This window comes from Thauera sp. ZXT1-4 (genome assembly GCF_052598215.2).
In genome coordinates, this window is record NZ_JBQWSN020000006.1 from 111,558 (window position 1) to 125,298 (window position 13,741).

Below are 13,741 nucleotides of genomic sequence, written 5' to 3' on the forward strand. Positions count from 1 at the left end.
TCAGCCCCGCATCACGGTGTCGGGATCGGTGGTCGCAGCGCGCCAGATCGGCACGAGCGTCGCCGCGGTGTAGGGCAGCACCGTGAACAGGAACAGCGTCGCCACCTGCAGGCCGTCGATCTTCGGTGTCAGCGAGAAGCTCGGATACAGCACCGCCCACCCCTTGAGGACCGGCTGCAGCAAGCCGAAGTTTCCGTGGAACACGTGTACGTAGGCGGCGATGTAGCCGATCAGGAAGGCGAGCACGGAGATCAGGAAGCCCTCCCAGAACTTCATCGCGATCACGTCGCCGGTTTCCCAGCCGATGGCCTTGAGGATGCCGATCTCGCGCTTCTCCTCGGCGGACAGCCCCGCCGCCTTTTCCCACGCGAAGATGCCGAAGGCGAGGATGGCGGCGGACAGCAGCGCCAGCATCATGCCCTCGCGCCAGTCGAAGATCGAGGCATAGGTGCGCAGCACCTCCTCGCGCAGGATGGGGCGTGAATCCGGGAGCTTCTCCATCAGCTTGAGACCGACGTTGCGCACCTCGTTCGGGTTCGCCACCCACAGCGCGATGTCGGTGTAGTGGCCCTCGGGGTAGGAAAAGAAGCGGCGGAAGTCGGCCTCGTTGAGCAGCACCAGGTCGGCGCTGACGAGTTCCGACTCGTGCGGCAGCACATCGTTGATGATGAAGGTGTGCAGTTCGCCCGAATACGAGCGGAAGGAGATGCCGTTACCGGCGGCCAGCCCGCGAGAGCGCTCCAGCGCAGGGCCGACGATGATCTCGCCCTCTGCGATCTCGCGGTCGGTCGCCACCATGAAGGTGTAGTTCGCCTTCATCACGCTGTCGTAGTAGTAGCCCCACAGCCGCCCTTCGATCTTCTGCACCCCGCGCAGGCGGCCGACGTCGTCGAGGTAGCCAGGCGGAATCAGGTCGTGGCGACCGGCGATCAGTCGCTGCAGCACGATCTCGGGCGTGCCCGCGAGCACACGCGTGGCCTCGTTGCGCAGCGCATGGGTGTACAGCGCCACCGAGGCGAGCACGAACACCAGCAAGGTATAGACGAACAGCAGGCCCAGGCTCCGGGACTTGCGCCGGGCCAGCGAGCTGGCGGTGAAGTCAATCAGATGGCGCTGCTTCTCGATCCAGGGGTTCATGGCGACTCAGCAGATTCTTCGGTGGCGGGAGCAGGGAGCCCGAGGGAAAGTGTTCCAGCGCCACGGGGTGGTCCTGAAAGGGCGAGTGCAGATCGGCCTGCGTAAGGTGGCGCGTGTAGCGCGCTTCGGTGAACAGCGCGATATCCGAGAGGCGCAGGCGCTCGACCAGGGCTTCGGTGTGCTGCAGCGCAGGCTCGTGTGCGGCACGCTGCCGCGCTGCGTCGAGGAAGGTGCCGCCGAAGAGGGCGGCGGCGATGAGCACCGTGCCGAGCACCCGGTTCGACGGTCTGCTCATGCCAGGAGGCGCGCCGCGCCCAGGCCGAGCGCGAGCAGCAGGCCGCTGAGGTTCGCGGCGGCGATGGTGTTGCGGATCGGTGGCACCAGCCGCTGCGGCGACATCGCATGGGCGAGTAGCTGGCGCGCCGCGTTGACGGAGAACACCAGCGGCAGCAGGGCGATGGCCGCGGCCCACGGGAGCTGTCCGCCGGCGAGCGCCCCGGCCAGCCACAGGTAGGCGAAGGCGACCAGCAGCACATAGCCGCGGCTGGCAACACGCGGGCCGAGGCGCACGACCAGGGTGCGCTTGCCCGCCTGTGCGTCGGCACGCATGTCGGGGAACTGGTTGATGTAAAGGATGGCTGCCACGAGCAGTGCGAAGGGAAGGCCGGCGACCAGCGGCAGTAAGGAAAACTCGCCGCGCTGTACGAAATCGGTACCCAGCACCACCAGCAGCCAGCCCGCGGTGATCGCCCCTTCTCCCATGCCGCGCGACATCAGCTTCAGCGGCGGCGCGGAATACGCCCAGGCCACGAGAAGCCCGGCCAGGCCGATCGCGACGAGGCCGGGGCCGGACAGGATGGTCAGCCACAGGCCTCCCGGGATCACGGCAGCGAGCAGCAGATAGCCGAAGCGGCGCATCTCCGCGAGGCTCAGGTAGCCGTTCTGGATGAAGCGGCTGCCGCCGGTATAGGGATGCAGCAGTTCGGTGTTGAAGCCGTCGGTGCCGTTGAGCGCGTCAAAATAGTCGTTGATGACGTTCGCTCCCGCGTGGGCGACGAGTGCGAACAGGATCGTGACCAGTGCCTTCGCCAGGTTGATGTCCAGCCCGCTGGCGGCCGCAGTTCCCAGCCCGATGAGCGAGCCGGCCAGCGTCACCGTCAGGAATGCGGGCCGGGTGGCTGCGAAGTAGCGCGCAAACCCGTTGGGGAACGGGTTGCGGAGGCTTTCGTCGCAGGGTTTGTCGGCGTTCATGCAGGCGGGCGCCGACGATCAGGGCAGATCGCCGCGGCGGAAGACGAGATAGCCTGCGCCGGCACTGATGATGCCGAGCGCTGCCGGGTAGAGCACCGCGAAGTAGCGGTATCCCACCTCGCCGAACAGGTCGAGGATCACGTACGCGGAGGGGCCGAGCACGATCAGGTGCGGATCGAACATCGACAGCGCTGCGGTGCGGAACACCTGCAGCGGATTCGCCAGGGCGATCGTGACCGCGATATCGGGGGAAACGCGCTCCTGGATCATCACGCCAAGCAGGATCAGATCGAGGAAGAGCAGGAAGATCAGCCAGGCGAGGAAGGCAGCGCCCTGTGCGACGTCGGTGGTGCGTGCAATTGATGAGATCAGCATGCCGAAGCCGAGGAAGCACATCGCCATCGCCGCGATCAGTGCGGTGTAGTAGGCGAACATACCCCACGGCACCTCGATCTCCTGAATCGTTGCCCAGCCCACCGCGAGCAGCATGGCAGCGAACACCGGCAGGAAGATGACGATGTAGCGGCCGACGAACTTGCCCCAGAACCACGCCCACAGGGACACCGGCAGCGAGAGCAGGTACTCGAACACGCCCGCCTCGCGGTCGCCGGCCACGGAGCGTACCGTGGTGATGAGCACGAAGATCGGCAGGATCGCCATGGTGAGCTGGATGTAGGTGACCAGCAGGCGCGACAGGCCAATGAAGCCGAGCACGCGCGACTCCGTGAGGCCGAACAGGAACAGCAGTGCGACGATGCCGCCGAACACCAGCGTGTAGATCTGGAACCAGCGTGCGCGCAGCGATTCCACGATGTCCAGACGGGCGGTGAGCCAGAACTGTTTCATTTGTCTTATCTTCCCTTCGCCAGCGTCTGCTGTCGCATTTCTTCGTAGGTCACGCTTTCACCGTCGCTCATACCGCCCGCTGCGCCGTAGTTGTAGCCCATGGGCGAGGTGCGGGTGATGTAGCGCACCTGGCGCGGATCGTGCCAGGTCATCTCGTCACGGCTCTTGCTGTTGTAGTCGGCGACCCACATGCGGGTGGAGGGGTCGTCCATCCACGGGAAGCGATCGCGCTTCTCTTCCAGCCAGAAGACGAGGCAGCCGACGTCGTCGAACTTGAACACGGTGTCCTTGGGGCCGCCGCGCAATTCGGCCGCGAAGCGGCGGTCCGAGATCGCCATATTGCAGCGCACGCAGGTGTCGCGGTCCCAGATGATGGATTTCATGCCTTCCGGCCATTTGCCGTCGTCACGGCAACCCGACAGGGCAGCGGCGAGGGGCGTGAGCAAAAGCCCCCCCTTCGCCAGACTTCCCATGAACTGGCGTCGATGTTGGTCGCACATGGTCAGTGGGGCCTTTCTGTCATTTCCAGCTTGGTGACCAGGCCGGAGTATCGGGAAACGACGCCGAGGAAGCGCAGACGGTCGGCGCCGGCGATCTCGCCATTCCATGCCGTTGCTGCGGGGTCGAAGCTGAACTTCCAGCTTTCGAGCGCCTTGGCGATGGCCGGATCGGCCTGCTTGAGCAGGATCTGGCAGTCGAGGCGGCTATGCAGTGCGCCCATGTCGGCCACCTTGTCGTCAAGCACGACGCGTCCCGTGTCCATCTCGATCACGCGGTTCACGAGGGCGGAGACTTCGTCCAGACGGTGACTGGAGATGATCATGGTCGCGTTCTGCACCCGCTCGGCGAGCAGGTCGAAGAAGATCTTGCGCGCCTCGGGATCGAGGTTGGCTGCGGGCTCGTCCATGATCAGGAGTCGGGCATCGCGGCCGAGCGCGATGGCGATCAACAGCTTCTGCTTCATGCCGCCCGAAAGCCGGACGAACTGGCGTGATCGAATGGTGTCGATCTCCAAGCCCAGTCGCTTGGCGATGTCGTCGATGCGCCTGGGATCGGAGCCGCACAGGCCGGCAGCGAAATCGATCAGTTGGCCGACCGGCATCTTCAGCGGCGGGGGCAACTGGGGGACGAAGCCGACCTCGGCCAGCACGTCGGCACGTGCCTTGCGCGGGTTGATGCCATTGATGGTCACAACGCCGTCGTGCACATACTCCCCGAGCAGGCAGCGGATCAGTGTGGTCTTGCCTGCGCCGTTTGAGCCGATGAGGGCAATGCGCTCGCCCAGTTCTACATCGAGCGAGATGCCGTTGAGGACGCGCGCACCACGAAAGGTTTTGATGACGTTATCTAGTCGGATCATGAATCGACTCTGTTGTGCTTTGCGGGGTTGGGGGTCTGGTCGTCATTATCTCAGAGCAGCTTGGAAAGTCCCTTGACTTCGAAGCTCAGTGAGCCAGTGGGGCAGGCGTCCACGCACAGGCCGCAGCGCGTGCAGTCGGGACCCAGCGGCACCTCGGGCTCGATCGCGCGGCCCTTGATGACCGTGTCGAGCACGTGCGGCACCAGGCAGACCTTGCGGCAGTCGCCTTCGTGGAAGCAGCCCTCGAGCTTGTACTTGATGCGCACCGGCGAAATGATGCCGACCACGCCATAGGTAAGGCCGATCGGGCAAGCGTAGCGACACCAGGCACGGCGCGAGAAGAAGATCTCGAAGATGAGCAGGGCCACGACCCACAGGATTGACAGCCCCACGCCGTAGATCAGCGCGCGTGACAGGATACCCGTGGGCGAAATCGCTTCGAACACGGTGTACCCGGTGACGACGGCGAGCGCGGCGAAGATGATCCAGAACACGGTGCGCAGACGACGATCCATGGGCTGGTCGGTTACGAGCTTCTTCTTGGCGAGCCAGAGGTGGATCTTCTCGGCCCATTCCGCAACCAGGTGATAGGGGCAGACCCAGGAACAGAAGGTTCGGCCGCCCAGCAGCGCCCACAGCAGCAGCACGGTCGCGGTACCGATCAGCAGGTTGGTGATGATGTGCTTGTGCGCCAGCATCACCTGCAGGGCAGAGTTCAGGTCCGCCATGTGGAAGCCGACGAAACGGGATGCGGTCAGCGCGCCCTCGAGCACCTGGATGTCGAGCCAGTAGGAGAATACGAACAGCAGGTTGGCGAAGATCAGCGTGGCCCAGCGCCGGTTGCGCCACTTGTGACTGGGCTTCTCGTGCGCACGGATGTGCTTGAGTTCGGCGATCTCGTCGCGGTTGTTCTTCTTGTAGAAGTGGATCTTCTGCGCCGCAGGGGAGATTTCCTTGGGCTTGTCGGGTTCCTTGCCGAACATCACCTTGATCTGGTCGATGTAGCGGCGTGTCAGCAGTTTGCTCATGATTGCCACACCTCGCGGGCGATGATGGTGATGGAGGCGGGCTCGGTCGGGCAGATCATCTCGCACACGCCGCATCCTACGCAGTTCTCATGCACGATCGGCCGAGCACGCGTGGTGCCATCGGGGCCGGTGAATTTCTCCAGCGAGATCGCGCCGGCGATCGGACATTCGCGCATGCACAGATCGCACAGCTCGAGGTCGTAGGGGTGGTCGGCGATCGGGATGGGCTTCCAGCGGTCAACCTTGATGTAGCGCATCGTGCCCTTGAAGTCGGGGCCGCGCGCCTGCCCCTTGAAGCCTTCGCCCTTCATCGCAAGACAGGACTCGGGACGCGTCAGCCGCGCCACGCCCATGCGCTCGGTGAGGTTGAGCGTGGGCTCCGGGTCGTTCATTTTGGCGATCAGGGTGGGTTTCTGCGAGAGTTCGGCGCCTGCGCGCACCGGCATGAAGTCGGGCTTCTCGTAGGTCAGTGAGCCGGTGGGGCAGGCGAGGATGCACTGGACCGCATCGCAGGAGAAATCGCAGGCCTGTTCGCGCGCATCGATATAGGGGGCGCCAACGCCAAAGCCGTCCACCAGGTCAGCGAGCTTGATCGCATTCACCGGGCAGACCTGCACGCACTGGCCGCACTTGATACAGGAAGAGAGGAATTCCTTCTCGTCCAGCGCGCCGGGCGGGCGCAGTCGGTTGGTGCGTGCATAGACCAGCGGCAGGTAGCCGGACAGGCCGGCGCCCAGCACGCCGCCGGTGAGCAGGATCGTGCGCAGTACCTTGCGCCGACCCTGGCGCTTGCGCTCCTTGGATACGGGCGGGGCAGCCTTGGCGGTTTCGGCCTTGGGGCTGGCCTTGGGTTCAGGAGGGGGGGTCTGGTTTTCGCTCATGATGCGCTCCCTGGGGTGCGCCGTTCTGGCTTCCTGTACAGTGGCTTGTCGTCCTTCGCCTGCAGATCGGGTGTGGAGAAGGGGGCAAGGCGTTCGAGGAAGTCGAGCAGCTCGAGGACTGGCGAAGTCTTGAAGAAGCGGGCGTTCGGGATCTCCATCCAGATCCGGTCCGCATAGGCATATTCTTCATGTGGGGTGTCACCGTAGCCGTCCTCGTTACGGTCGAACCCCTGATAGGTGTCGAAGTAGTTTCCGGCCCACTTGTTCTTGGGGCCTTCGCCGCGGCCGCGGCCGGCCTGGAACACGTCGGTCAGGTTGCCTTCGAAGACGTTGCCGTACATCTCGTTTCCACCCAACTCGCTGGTCAGATAGACCGCGACGCCGTTGTAGGCAAAGCGGTTGTTCTTGAAGCGAATGGTGGTGTCGGGCTGGAAGGGCGAGAGATCGGAGCCGACGCCGATGGCGCAGTAGATGATCTCGTTGTCTTCGAGGAAGATGTCCGAGGACTCCTTGAAGCCCAGACCCATGCCGGTGGCGCCGGTCGCGTGCGAAATGATGTTGCCGCGCGCACCGCCGCCTTCCATGTACATGAAGTACACGCCGACCGCGTTGTCGTAGAAGCGGTTGTACTCGACGATGTTGTCGTTGGCGAACATGAAGTGGATCGAGTAGCGGCTGCGCCGGCCCTCGTTGCCGCGGTAGACGTTGCGGTGCGAATACCAGGCCACCATGTCGCGGGTATCCGTGATGAGATTGTTCTCGATCAGGTTGTCGTGGCTGTACCAGAGGCGGATGCCGTCGCCACGCACGCCGAGCTCGAAGTCCTTCGAGCGCACCTTGCTGTTGCGCAGGATGTTGTGGTCGGCCTGCTTGAGGTCGACGCCGAACAGACAGTCGGCGATGTTGAGGCCTTCCATCAGGTTGCCGTGGCCGCGCACGTTCAGGCAGGCGTCGTCTGAATCGTGGGACTCGCCTGATCCGGTGATGGTGAGGTTGCGCAGCGTGGCTTCGTTGGTCTCGAGCACGAACACCGTGCCCTTGTCGCCGCCGTCGATGACCACTTCGCCATCTCCGGCGGCTTCAATGACCATCCGCTTCTTCAGGTGGACCGGCCCGGAGTAATGTCCGGCGGGCACCTTGAGCACACCGCCTTCAGGGGTCTTGTCGACCAGTTCCTGGAAGGGCTGCAGGCCGTGGATGCGCGGGTCGCGCATGTAGAGCGGGATGAGCTGGACCGGCTTATGTACATCCACCCGCGGCGCGGTGGAAAAATCCGCGCCGCCCCCGGGGCCGCGGCCCCGGAGTTCGTCGTCACCCTCCTGGGCCTGCGCGGCCGGAAGGGCAAGCATCACTGCTGCAGCCAGCAATGTCAGCTTGTGCAAGATCGTCACGTGCGTTCATCCCCGTCAGGCGGAAGCCTGTTCGCGCTCTTCGCGCAATTGCTTGCGGCGTAGCAGCAGGGCGAGCATCAGGCACACGAACACCACCATCAGCAGGGCGTAGCCCCAGTGCGGATAGGAATAGGTGGAGAACTGCGCCACCTTGCCTTCGCCGAACACCGTGGGCATGAAGGGCTTGACCGTGAAAGCGCCCCAAGGATGGAGGTTGTGGCCGAAGAACCAGAGCCAGCCGGAATACTCGATCAGATAGAAGATCGGTAGAAGGCCGGGGATGAGCGCCAGCAGCAATTCGAAACCGCGAATCTTCATCACACCGAAGATCACTACGCCCATCGCGGCGATCATGCCGAAGATCGCAACCTTGGAGATCACCTCGACGTTCTTGCCCCATGCGGCAATGCGCTCGGGATCGTTGAAGAAGGTCGCGGACTCGTCCATGTAGTGCTTGACGTGGGCAGCGAGATTGCCCATGACAAACTGGTCCACGATCATCCAGGCGGACAGTGCGCCGAAGCCGACGATCATGACGCCGAGACGGGCTTTCTTCTGAGGTACGGCGAAGGTGACCAGCATCACGGCGAAGAAGGCGATGAAGAACTTGGAGAGCTTGGTTTCCACCGGGCCGCCCGTGGCGATCGGGTACATGCCCACGTAGTGGTTGATGGTATTCATCTCATGCACGCAATCGAGCGCGGTCGCCTTGCCGCTGAGCGTGGTCTGCTCGGCCAGGATCGGGTTGTAGCGGCCGGTGCCTTCGCCCAGGTCCTCGGCCATGGTTTCTGAGGCGAGACGGGACTTCTTGGGCGGCGTGGAACAACCGTTATGTACGCCGTCAAAATGGAAGTGGATGCGGATGCCATCGGGGAAGGCATCTTCCGGGTAGTTCGGGGCGGTGAGGGAAACCCACCAGATCGGCGCGAAATAGGCAACGACCATCGCTACCAGGGCTACCAGCGTGAGGCCGGCAATCAGGCCGTTCTTGTTTTGTGTTGCAGACATTTCAAGCTCCGGTCGCAAGAGGGGTTGGGGATGCCGTTGCGCGCGGCGGAAAAATGCGCACGCGCAACGGCAAGCGGTTGCCCGCTAAAGGATCACTTCGCTTCGCACATCGAGCCGGGCATCTTCAGGCTGGCCTGATAGGCCGAGATTGCCACCAGCTGGTCATCGTTATAGGGCTTGATGACCTTGACCATGTCCGGGTTCGCGTTGCGGCGGTGGCCGTCACGGATCTCGGTCATCTGGCGCAGCAGGTACTTGTAGTGCTGGCCGGCGATCACGGGATAGAACTTTTCCTTGTCGCCTTCGCCGTTCGGGCCGTGGCATTCCTGGCAGTCCTTCTCGTACATCTCCTTGCCCTTGGAGATCTGGATGGCGGCGTCGGCGCCTTCGTACTTGCCGTGCTCGGTCGGGATGCACAGGCTCTCGATGTAGGCAGAAACGTCGGCCAGCTCCTGCGGGTCGACCAGAGTCACGGCGAAGGGATACATGGTCGGGTTGTCGCGCAGGCCGGCACGGATGTCGGCCATCTGCTTGATCAGCACGGTGGTGTGCTGGCCGGCAAGCTGCGGGAAGGTACCGTCGGGACGGCCCGCGCCGGACGGGAGGTGACAGGCGCCGCAGATTTCATAGGCTTCCTCGCCGTTGACGATGTCGCCTTTCAGGTGCAGGGCTTCCATCTTTTCGCCTTCCTGGGCGTTCCAGACGTAGCCCTCGCCTTCGATGCCGGTCTTCTTCGGAGCCGGGGGGCCGGCGAAGGCGACGCTGGCGGAGAGGAGCGCGGCGAGCAGAACGGAGATCTTCATGGTGTAGTCCTTTTCGGTTGCTGGGCGAAGGGGGTTCGCCCGGGGTGTCGTCGTGCCTGCTCGGTTAGTCGACTGGGCAGGCAGCGGCGATCTTACTGCAGAGTCTCGAGCCAGACTGCGATGGCCTTGATCTCTTCGTCATTGACGAGGTGCATCACGCCCTTCATCGCGGCGGTTTGACCATTGTTGCGGGCGCCGCTCTTGATGTCCTTCATCTGCTGCTCGGCGTAGGCGGCGTTCTGCCCGGCGAGCTTGGGATAGGTCGGGATCAAGGGCTTCTTGGCGTCGGCGCCGTGACAGGCGTTACAGGTCTTTTCCATATACAGCTTGGCACCATCGAGGGCGGCCGAGGCCGGGGCGGCGATGAAGGCCGATGCGAGCAGTGCAGCGATCAGTTTCATGGTTTTCCTTCCTTCTCAGAATATCGGGGAGCTTGCCTGTCGCTTCGCTCCCCGACATGGACCTACTTGATTTTCGTTTCAGACCAGAGAGACGCTATTACTTCGCGCCCTTCTGCTCCAGGAAGGTCTTGGCGCGCAGACCGATGTCGGCCGCCTTGACCTGGTACTGCCACACTTGCTCGGCCCACAGGTTCGCCTGCTCCCAGTCCTGCTTGGCGGCTGCGGCCTCGTGCTTGGCCTTGGCTTCCGGCATCTTGCCAAGCTGGTCGGTCGCGTCTTCCATCAGCGCGACGACTTCCGGATAGGCCTTGTAGTTCACCGAGGTGATGTAGCCGACGACCTGGTCGAGCACCGCCTGGGTGTCCGCAACCTTCTTCAAGGTGTTCTTGTAGTCGGTTTCGGTGTAGTTGGCGGCAGCCAGGGTCGCGCCCTCTTCAGCCACCCAGCCCTTCGGCTTGACCAGCAGGTAACCCTGCATCTCGAGGTGCAGCGCCGAGCAGAACTCGGTGCAGTAGTACGGATACACACCTTCCTTGTCGGCGGTGAACTTCACCGAGACGGTCTTGCCCGGCTCGACGGACGCGTGCACGTTGTAGGTCGAGACGGTGAAGCCGTGGGTCTCGTCCTGCGCGCGCTCGAGGTTGGTCAGATACACCGTAACCTCGTCACCCTGTTCGACCTCGATGGTTTCGGGGGTGATGTGCGAGCGGATCAGCGTGCCATACACCGACACCTTGTTGCCTTCGCGGACGGTCTTTTCCTCGCCCGCGCGCACCTTGCCTTCGTGGACACTGTCGGTACGGGTGTTGGTGCCGACCTTGTAGCGGATCGCGGGCTTCAGCTTGTCAGCCTGAATCGCGGCCACATAGTGCGGCTCGCCCAGCGGCAGCGGCATGTCGTACAGCAACTGCATCTTGTCGTTGCTGATGTCGATCAGCTGGTGGTTCTGCGGGTGCAGCGGACCGACCGGGTTGAAGCGGTCGATCGACAGCTTGTTGAGCGCCACCAGATACTTGCCCTTCGGCTTGGTGGTGTCCCCTTCCATCGTCATCAGGTGGCCGATGTTGTAGTGGATGGAGATCTTGTCGAGCAGCTTGCCGTTGCAGAAGTCCCACTTGGCAACCATGGAGTCGACATACAGCGAGGTGTAGGCGACGCACTCCTTGGAGTCGAACTGGGTGTGCAGCGGGCCAAGGCCGACCTGCACTTGCGTGTGCAGGGTGTCCTTCATGCTGATGACCGGGATGCCGTACGGATCGGTGGACTCGAAGCGCTTGTTCTTGACCGCGTCCATGATCTTGTCGAACGAATACACCGACACGTGGGTGTCGAGCTTGCCGGACACGACGATGTACTTGCCGTCCGGAGTCACGTCAACGCCGTGCGGGCTCTTCGGCTCGGGGATCAGGAAGAGGATGCCTTCCTTGATCGCCGTTTCCATCATGATCACGCGGTGGTTGTTGATGATCTGGACCTTGCTGTCGTCCTTGGCGATCTCGGCAGCGCGCTTCCAGTTGACTACGTGCATGTAGTCGGTGTCCTTGGCGGAGCAACCGGCTTCATACGGGGGACGACCCTTCTCGATGCCACCGACGTACCGCTCGGTGCAGAAGCTGTTGGTGAAGGACCAGCCGTCCGAGCCCAGCTTGCCGAAGTCGGAAAGGTCCTGCGAATACGGCGGCAGTTCGAGCGAGAAGGACTCTTCGGGCTTGATCTTGCCGTGCTCGCGGTCGAACTTCCAGTAGGTGACGGCGCCGCGGTACTTCTCGTTGAACTGCTCGAGCGGATAGAACTTCTGGTTCTCGAGCGGCGAGGCGTACTGGGCGGCCTCGATGATGTAGTCGGTGTTCGGGGTGACGAAGGCACCGCCGTGGGCCGACTTCATGATCGGGTTGACGACGATCTGCTTGGTTTCGAAGTCACGCAGGTCGATGACGGCGATACGCGGGTTCGACTTGTCGTTGATGAACACGAACTGGCCGTCGTACTCGCCATTGGTTTCGGAGATCGCCGGGTGGTGCGTGTCGCCCCAGGTGATGTCCTTGCCGTCGATCCGGCCCTGGGCGAGCACCTTCTTGGACTCCTCGTCGTAGCCGTAGCCTTGCCAGGGTTCAGGTGTGAACACGCCGATGTACTTGAGGATACGCATCGAGGGGATGCCATATACGAGCATCTGGCCTGACTGGCCGCCCGAACTGAGCGCGATGAATTCGTCGCGACCGCCGGTAGGGGTGTAGGTCTTGGCTGCCGCCAGCAGATCCTGCTGGGTCAGGTTGCGACGCTTCATGACGTCCTGCAGCGATTCGGCGGCAAACGATGCGCCGGCGCCGAGGCCGAGTCCCGCCGCGATGAGCAGGGCTGTGGTCTTAACTGCCAGAGTTTTCATTTTGGGTACTCCCTAGGAAACAACTTAATCGAGCTACCTTCACCCTGATGGCCTTGCGAGCCACCGCTTTTTTCTCGTCCCCGGGTGGCTGTTCCGAGAGCCGCTCAGGGGTGAGTGCTACATGCTCCTGCTTCGTCCGGATATGAAGTTTCCGGTTCTTCATCGCCCTTTGCGGAAAGGCGATGCTGTGGTGCAGACAAATTATCGGGCGCGCGGAATTTCCAAAGCTTGATATTGATCAATAGTGCGAGCCCTAATGGGTGCGACTTGGATAAGTCTAGACTTAGTCAAAGAATTACAGGGCAAGAAAATAATACAATGCTTATCCAGAATTGACTTGATGCAGAGCAAGAATGCCCTCTGGGCGAAAATATGATCCTGAAACCCCTGTGTATGTCTGGCGCGGCCGGGTGGATTCATGTTCGAATCCGGGCTTTGTCTGCTCTCTGGCTCGGCCCCGGACCCAAGAATAATGAGCTCTGATTACCGCAACTCTCCGCTCGACGACAGTTTTGGCCGGTACAAGGTCAGTGCACAGGAGCGCAAGCAGCGTATCCGGGACGTGTTCAACCGGGTGGCGAGCCGGTACGACCTGATGAACGATCTGATGAGCTTCGGCATCCACCGAGCCTGGAAGCGCAGCTTCGTGGCTCGCCTGCCGGAGCGGGGGTTGTTCGTGGACCTGGCGGGCGGTACTGGTGACGTGGCGGCGCTGCTCGCACGCCGGAACGACCGCCGTGTCGTCGTGCTCGACCCCTCCATCCCCATGATGTGCGAGGGCCGGACCCGGAAAGACGCGGAGGGTGTGGAATGGGTCGCGGGCGAGGCCGAGTGCCTGCCTTTTGCCGACGCCTCGATCGACGCGCTCACCGTGTCCTTCGGCCTGCGCAACACGACTCGGCTCGATGCCGCCATTGCCGAGGTGGTGCGCGTCCTCAGGCCGGGCGGCACCTTCGCCTGCCTGGAGTTCTCCCGTCCGGTCAAGTGGTTCCGGCACCTCTATGACCCGTACTCGTTCCACGTCATTCCGCGCCTGGGCGCCTGGGTGGCGAAGAATCCGGCCGCCTACGAGTATCTCGTCGAATCGATCCGCAACTTCCCCGACCAGCAGCGCTTTGCAGCCATGCTGCAAGGGGCTGGCCTGGAGTCGGTGAGTTGGCGCAATCTGAGCCTCGGCATCGCCTGCATCCATCAGGGGCGCAAGCCGCCCCAGTGGTCGGGAGAGCGCTAAGCGTTCGCAGAAAGGGGA

The 13,741-nt window shown here is 63.0% G+C and carries 14 protein-coding genes; 1 reads left to right on the forward strand and 13 read right to left on the reverse strand.

Annotation, left to right across the window (positions count from 1 at the left end; translation table 11 throughout):
- The 13 genes from ACUH78_RS07115 to nosZ all read right to left on the reverse strand — a co-directional run bounded on the left by ACUH78_RS07115 (position 1) and on the right by nosZ (position 12,492).
- A complete protein-coding gene (locus ACUH78_RS07115) occupies positions 1–1,137 on the reverse strand; it encodes an ABC transporter permease (protein ID WP_418363843.1) in 1,137 nt (378 codons plus the stop codon).
- Positions 1,100–1,432, reverse strand: a complete 333-nt coding sequence (locus tag ACUH78_RS07120; RefSeq protein WP_445333072.1) for a hypothetical protein — start codon at positions 1,430–1,432, stop codon at positions 1,100–1,102. Before ACUH78_RS07120 ends, ACUH78_RS07115 begins: the two co-directional genes overlap by 38 nt.
- Positions 1,429–2,388 carry a prenyltransferase gene (locus tag ACUH78_RS07125; protein ID WP_445333071.1) on the reverse strand — a complete coding sequence of 320 codons (960 nt, stop codon included), beginning with the start codon at positions 2,386–2,388 and terminating at the stop codon, positions 1,429–1,431. Before ACUH78_RS07125 ends, ACUH78_RS07120 begins: the two co-directional genes overlap by 4 nt.
- Positions 2,389–2,406: 18 nt before the next feature.
- Complete coding sequence (locus ACUH78_RS07130; RefSeq protein ID WP_445333070.1) at positions 2,407–3,234, reverse strand: ABC transporter permease; 828 nt, start codon at positions 3,232–3,234, stop codon at positions 2,407–2,409.
- Positions 3,235–3,239: 5 nt separating this feature from the next.
- A complete protein-coding gene (locus ACUH78_RS07135; RefSeq protein WP_445333069.1) occupies positions 3,240–3,734 on the reverse strand; it encodes a hypothetical protein in 495 nt (164 codons plus the stop codon).
- A 2-nt stretch (positions 3,735–3,736) separates the two neighbouring features.
- Positions 3,737–4,594, reverse strand: coding sequence for an ABC transporter ATP-binding protein (locus ACUH78_RS07140; protein WP_418363838.1), 858 nt, complete (start codon positions 4,592–4,594; stop codon positions 3,737–3,739).
- Positions 4,595–4,644: 50 nt separating this feature from the next.
- Positions 4,645–5,622: a NapH/MauN family ferredoxin-type protein gene (locus ACUH78_RS07145; RefSeq protein ID WP_445333068.1), complete on the reverse strand. Its 978-nt coding sequence runs from the start codon at positions 5,620–5,622 to the stop codon at positions 4,645–4,647.
- Positions 5,619–6,503 (reverse strand): 4Fe-4S dicluster domain-containing protein, encoded by an 885-nt coding sequence (locus ACUH78_RS07150; protein ID WP_445333067.1) that lies wholly within the window; start codon positions 6,501–6,503, stop codon positions 5,619–5,621. Before ACUH78_RS07150 ends, ACUH78_RS07145 begins: the two co-directional genes overlap by 4 nt.
- Positions 6,500–7,894 carry a nitrous oxide reductase family maturation protein NosD gene (gene nosD, locus ACUH78_RS07155; RefSeq protein WP_445333066.1) on the reverse strand — a complete coding sequence of 465 codons (1,395 nt, stop codon included), beginning with the start codon at positions 7,892–7,894 and terminating at the stop codon, positions 6,500–6,502. Before nosD ends, ACUH78_RS07150 begins: the two co-directional genes overlap by 4 nt.
- Before the next feature lie 15 nt (positions 7,895–7,909).
- Entirely contained in the window at positions 7,910–8,902 is a 993-nt protein-coding gene (locus tag ACUH78_RS07160; protein WP_445333065.1) for a hypothetical protein, read from the reverse strand.
- A gap of 92 nt (positions 8,903–8,994) precedes the next feature.
- Positions 8,995–9,705, reverse strand: coding sequence for a c-type cytochrome (locus ACUH78_RS07165; protein ID WP_445333064.1), 711 nt, complete (start codon positions 9,703–9,705; stop codon positions 8,995–8,997).
- Between the two features lie 92 nt (positions 9,706–9,797).
- Positions 9,798–10,106: a c-type cytochrome gene (locus ACUH78_RS07170; RefSeq protein WP_445333063.1), complete on the reverse strand. Its 309-nt coding sequence runs from the start codon at positions 10,104–10,106 to the stop codon at positions 9,798–9,800.
- Between the two features lie 97 nt (positions 10,107–10,203).
- On the reverse strand, positions 10,204–12,492 hold the full coding sequence (gene nosZ, locus ACUH78_RS07175; protein WP_445333062.1) for a Sec-dependent nitrous-oxide reductase: 2,289 nt from the start codon (positions 12,490–12,492) through the stop codon (positions 10,204–10,206).
- Positions 12,493–12,964: 472 nt separating this feature from the next.
- Between nosZ and ACUH78_RS07180 the strand changes: the two genes are divergently transcribed.
- On the forward strand, positions 12,965–13,723 hold the full coding sequence (locus ACUH78_RS07180; RefSeq protein ID WP_445333061.1) for a class I SAM-dependent methyltransferase: 759 nt from the start codon (positions 12,965–12,967) through the stop codon (positions 13,721–13,723).
- The last annotated feature ends 18 nt before the right edge of the window (positions 13,724–13,741 follow it).

What these genes read in the sequence shown, in the direction of transcription:
- ACUH78_RS07150 (WP_445333067.1), bottom strand. Translation starts at nt 6,503, where the DNA reads ATGAGCGAAAACCAGACCCCCCCTCCTGAACCCAAGGCCAGCCCCAAG.
- ACUH78_RS07135 (WP_445333069.1), bottom strand. Translation starts at nt 3,734, where the DNA reads ATGTGCGACCAACATCGACGCCAGTTCATGGGAAGTCTGGCGAAGGGG.
- ACUH78_RS07115 (WP_418363843.1), bottom strand. Translation starts at nt 1,137, where the DNA reads ATGAACCCCTGGATCGAGAAGCAGCGCCATCTGATTGACTTCACCGCC.
- ACUH78_RS07125 (WP_445333071.1), bottom strand. Translation starts at nt 2,388, where the DNA reads ATGAACGCCGACAAACCCTGCGACGAAAGCCTCCGCAACCCGTTCCCC.
- ACUH78_RS07140 (WP_418363838.1), bottom strand. Translation starts at nt 4,594, where the DNA reads ATGATCCGACTAGATAACGTCATCAAAACCTTTCGTGGTGCGCGCGTC.
- ACUH78_RS07130 (WP_445333070.1), bottom strand. Translation starts at nt 3,234, where the DNA reads ATGAAACAGTTCTGGCTCACCGCCCGTCTGGACATCGTGGAATCGCTG.
- ACUH78_RS07170 (WP_445333063.1), bottom strand. Translation starts at nt 10,106, where the DNA reads ATGAAACTGATCGCTGCACTGCTCGCATCGGCCTTCATCGCCGCCCCG.
- ACUH78_RS07120 (WP_445333072.1), bottom strand. Translation starts at nt 1,432, where the DNA reads ATGAGCAGACCGTCGAACCGGGTGCTCGGCACGGTGCTCATCGCCGCC.
- ACUH78_RS07165 (WP_445333064.1), bottom strand. Translation starts at nt 9,705, where the DNA reads ATGAAGATCTCCGTTCTGCTCGCCGCGCTCCTCTCCGCCAGCGTCGCC.
- nosZ (WP_445333062.1), bottom strand. Translation starts at nt 12,492, where the DNA reads ATGAAAACTCTGGCAGTTAAGACCACAGCCCTGCTCATCGCGGCGGGA.
- ACUH78_RS07160 (WP_445333065.1), bottom strand. Translation starts at nt 8,902, where the DNA reads ATGTCTGCAACACAAAACAAGAACGGCCTGATTGCCGGCCTCACGCTG.
- ACUH78_RS07145 (WP_445333068.1), bottom strand. Translation starts at nt 5,622, where the DNA reads ATGAGCAAACTGCTGACACGCCGCTACATCGACCAGATCAAGGTGATG.
- ACUH78_RS07180 (WP_445333061.1), top strand. Translation starts at nt 12,965, where the DNA reads ATGAGCTCTGATTACCGCAACTCTCCGCTCGACGACAGTTTTGGCCGG.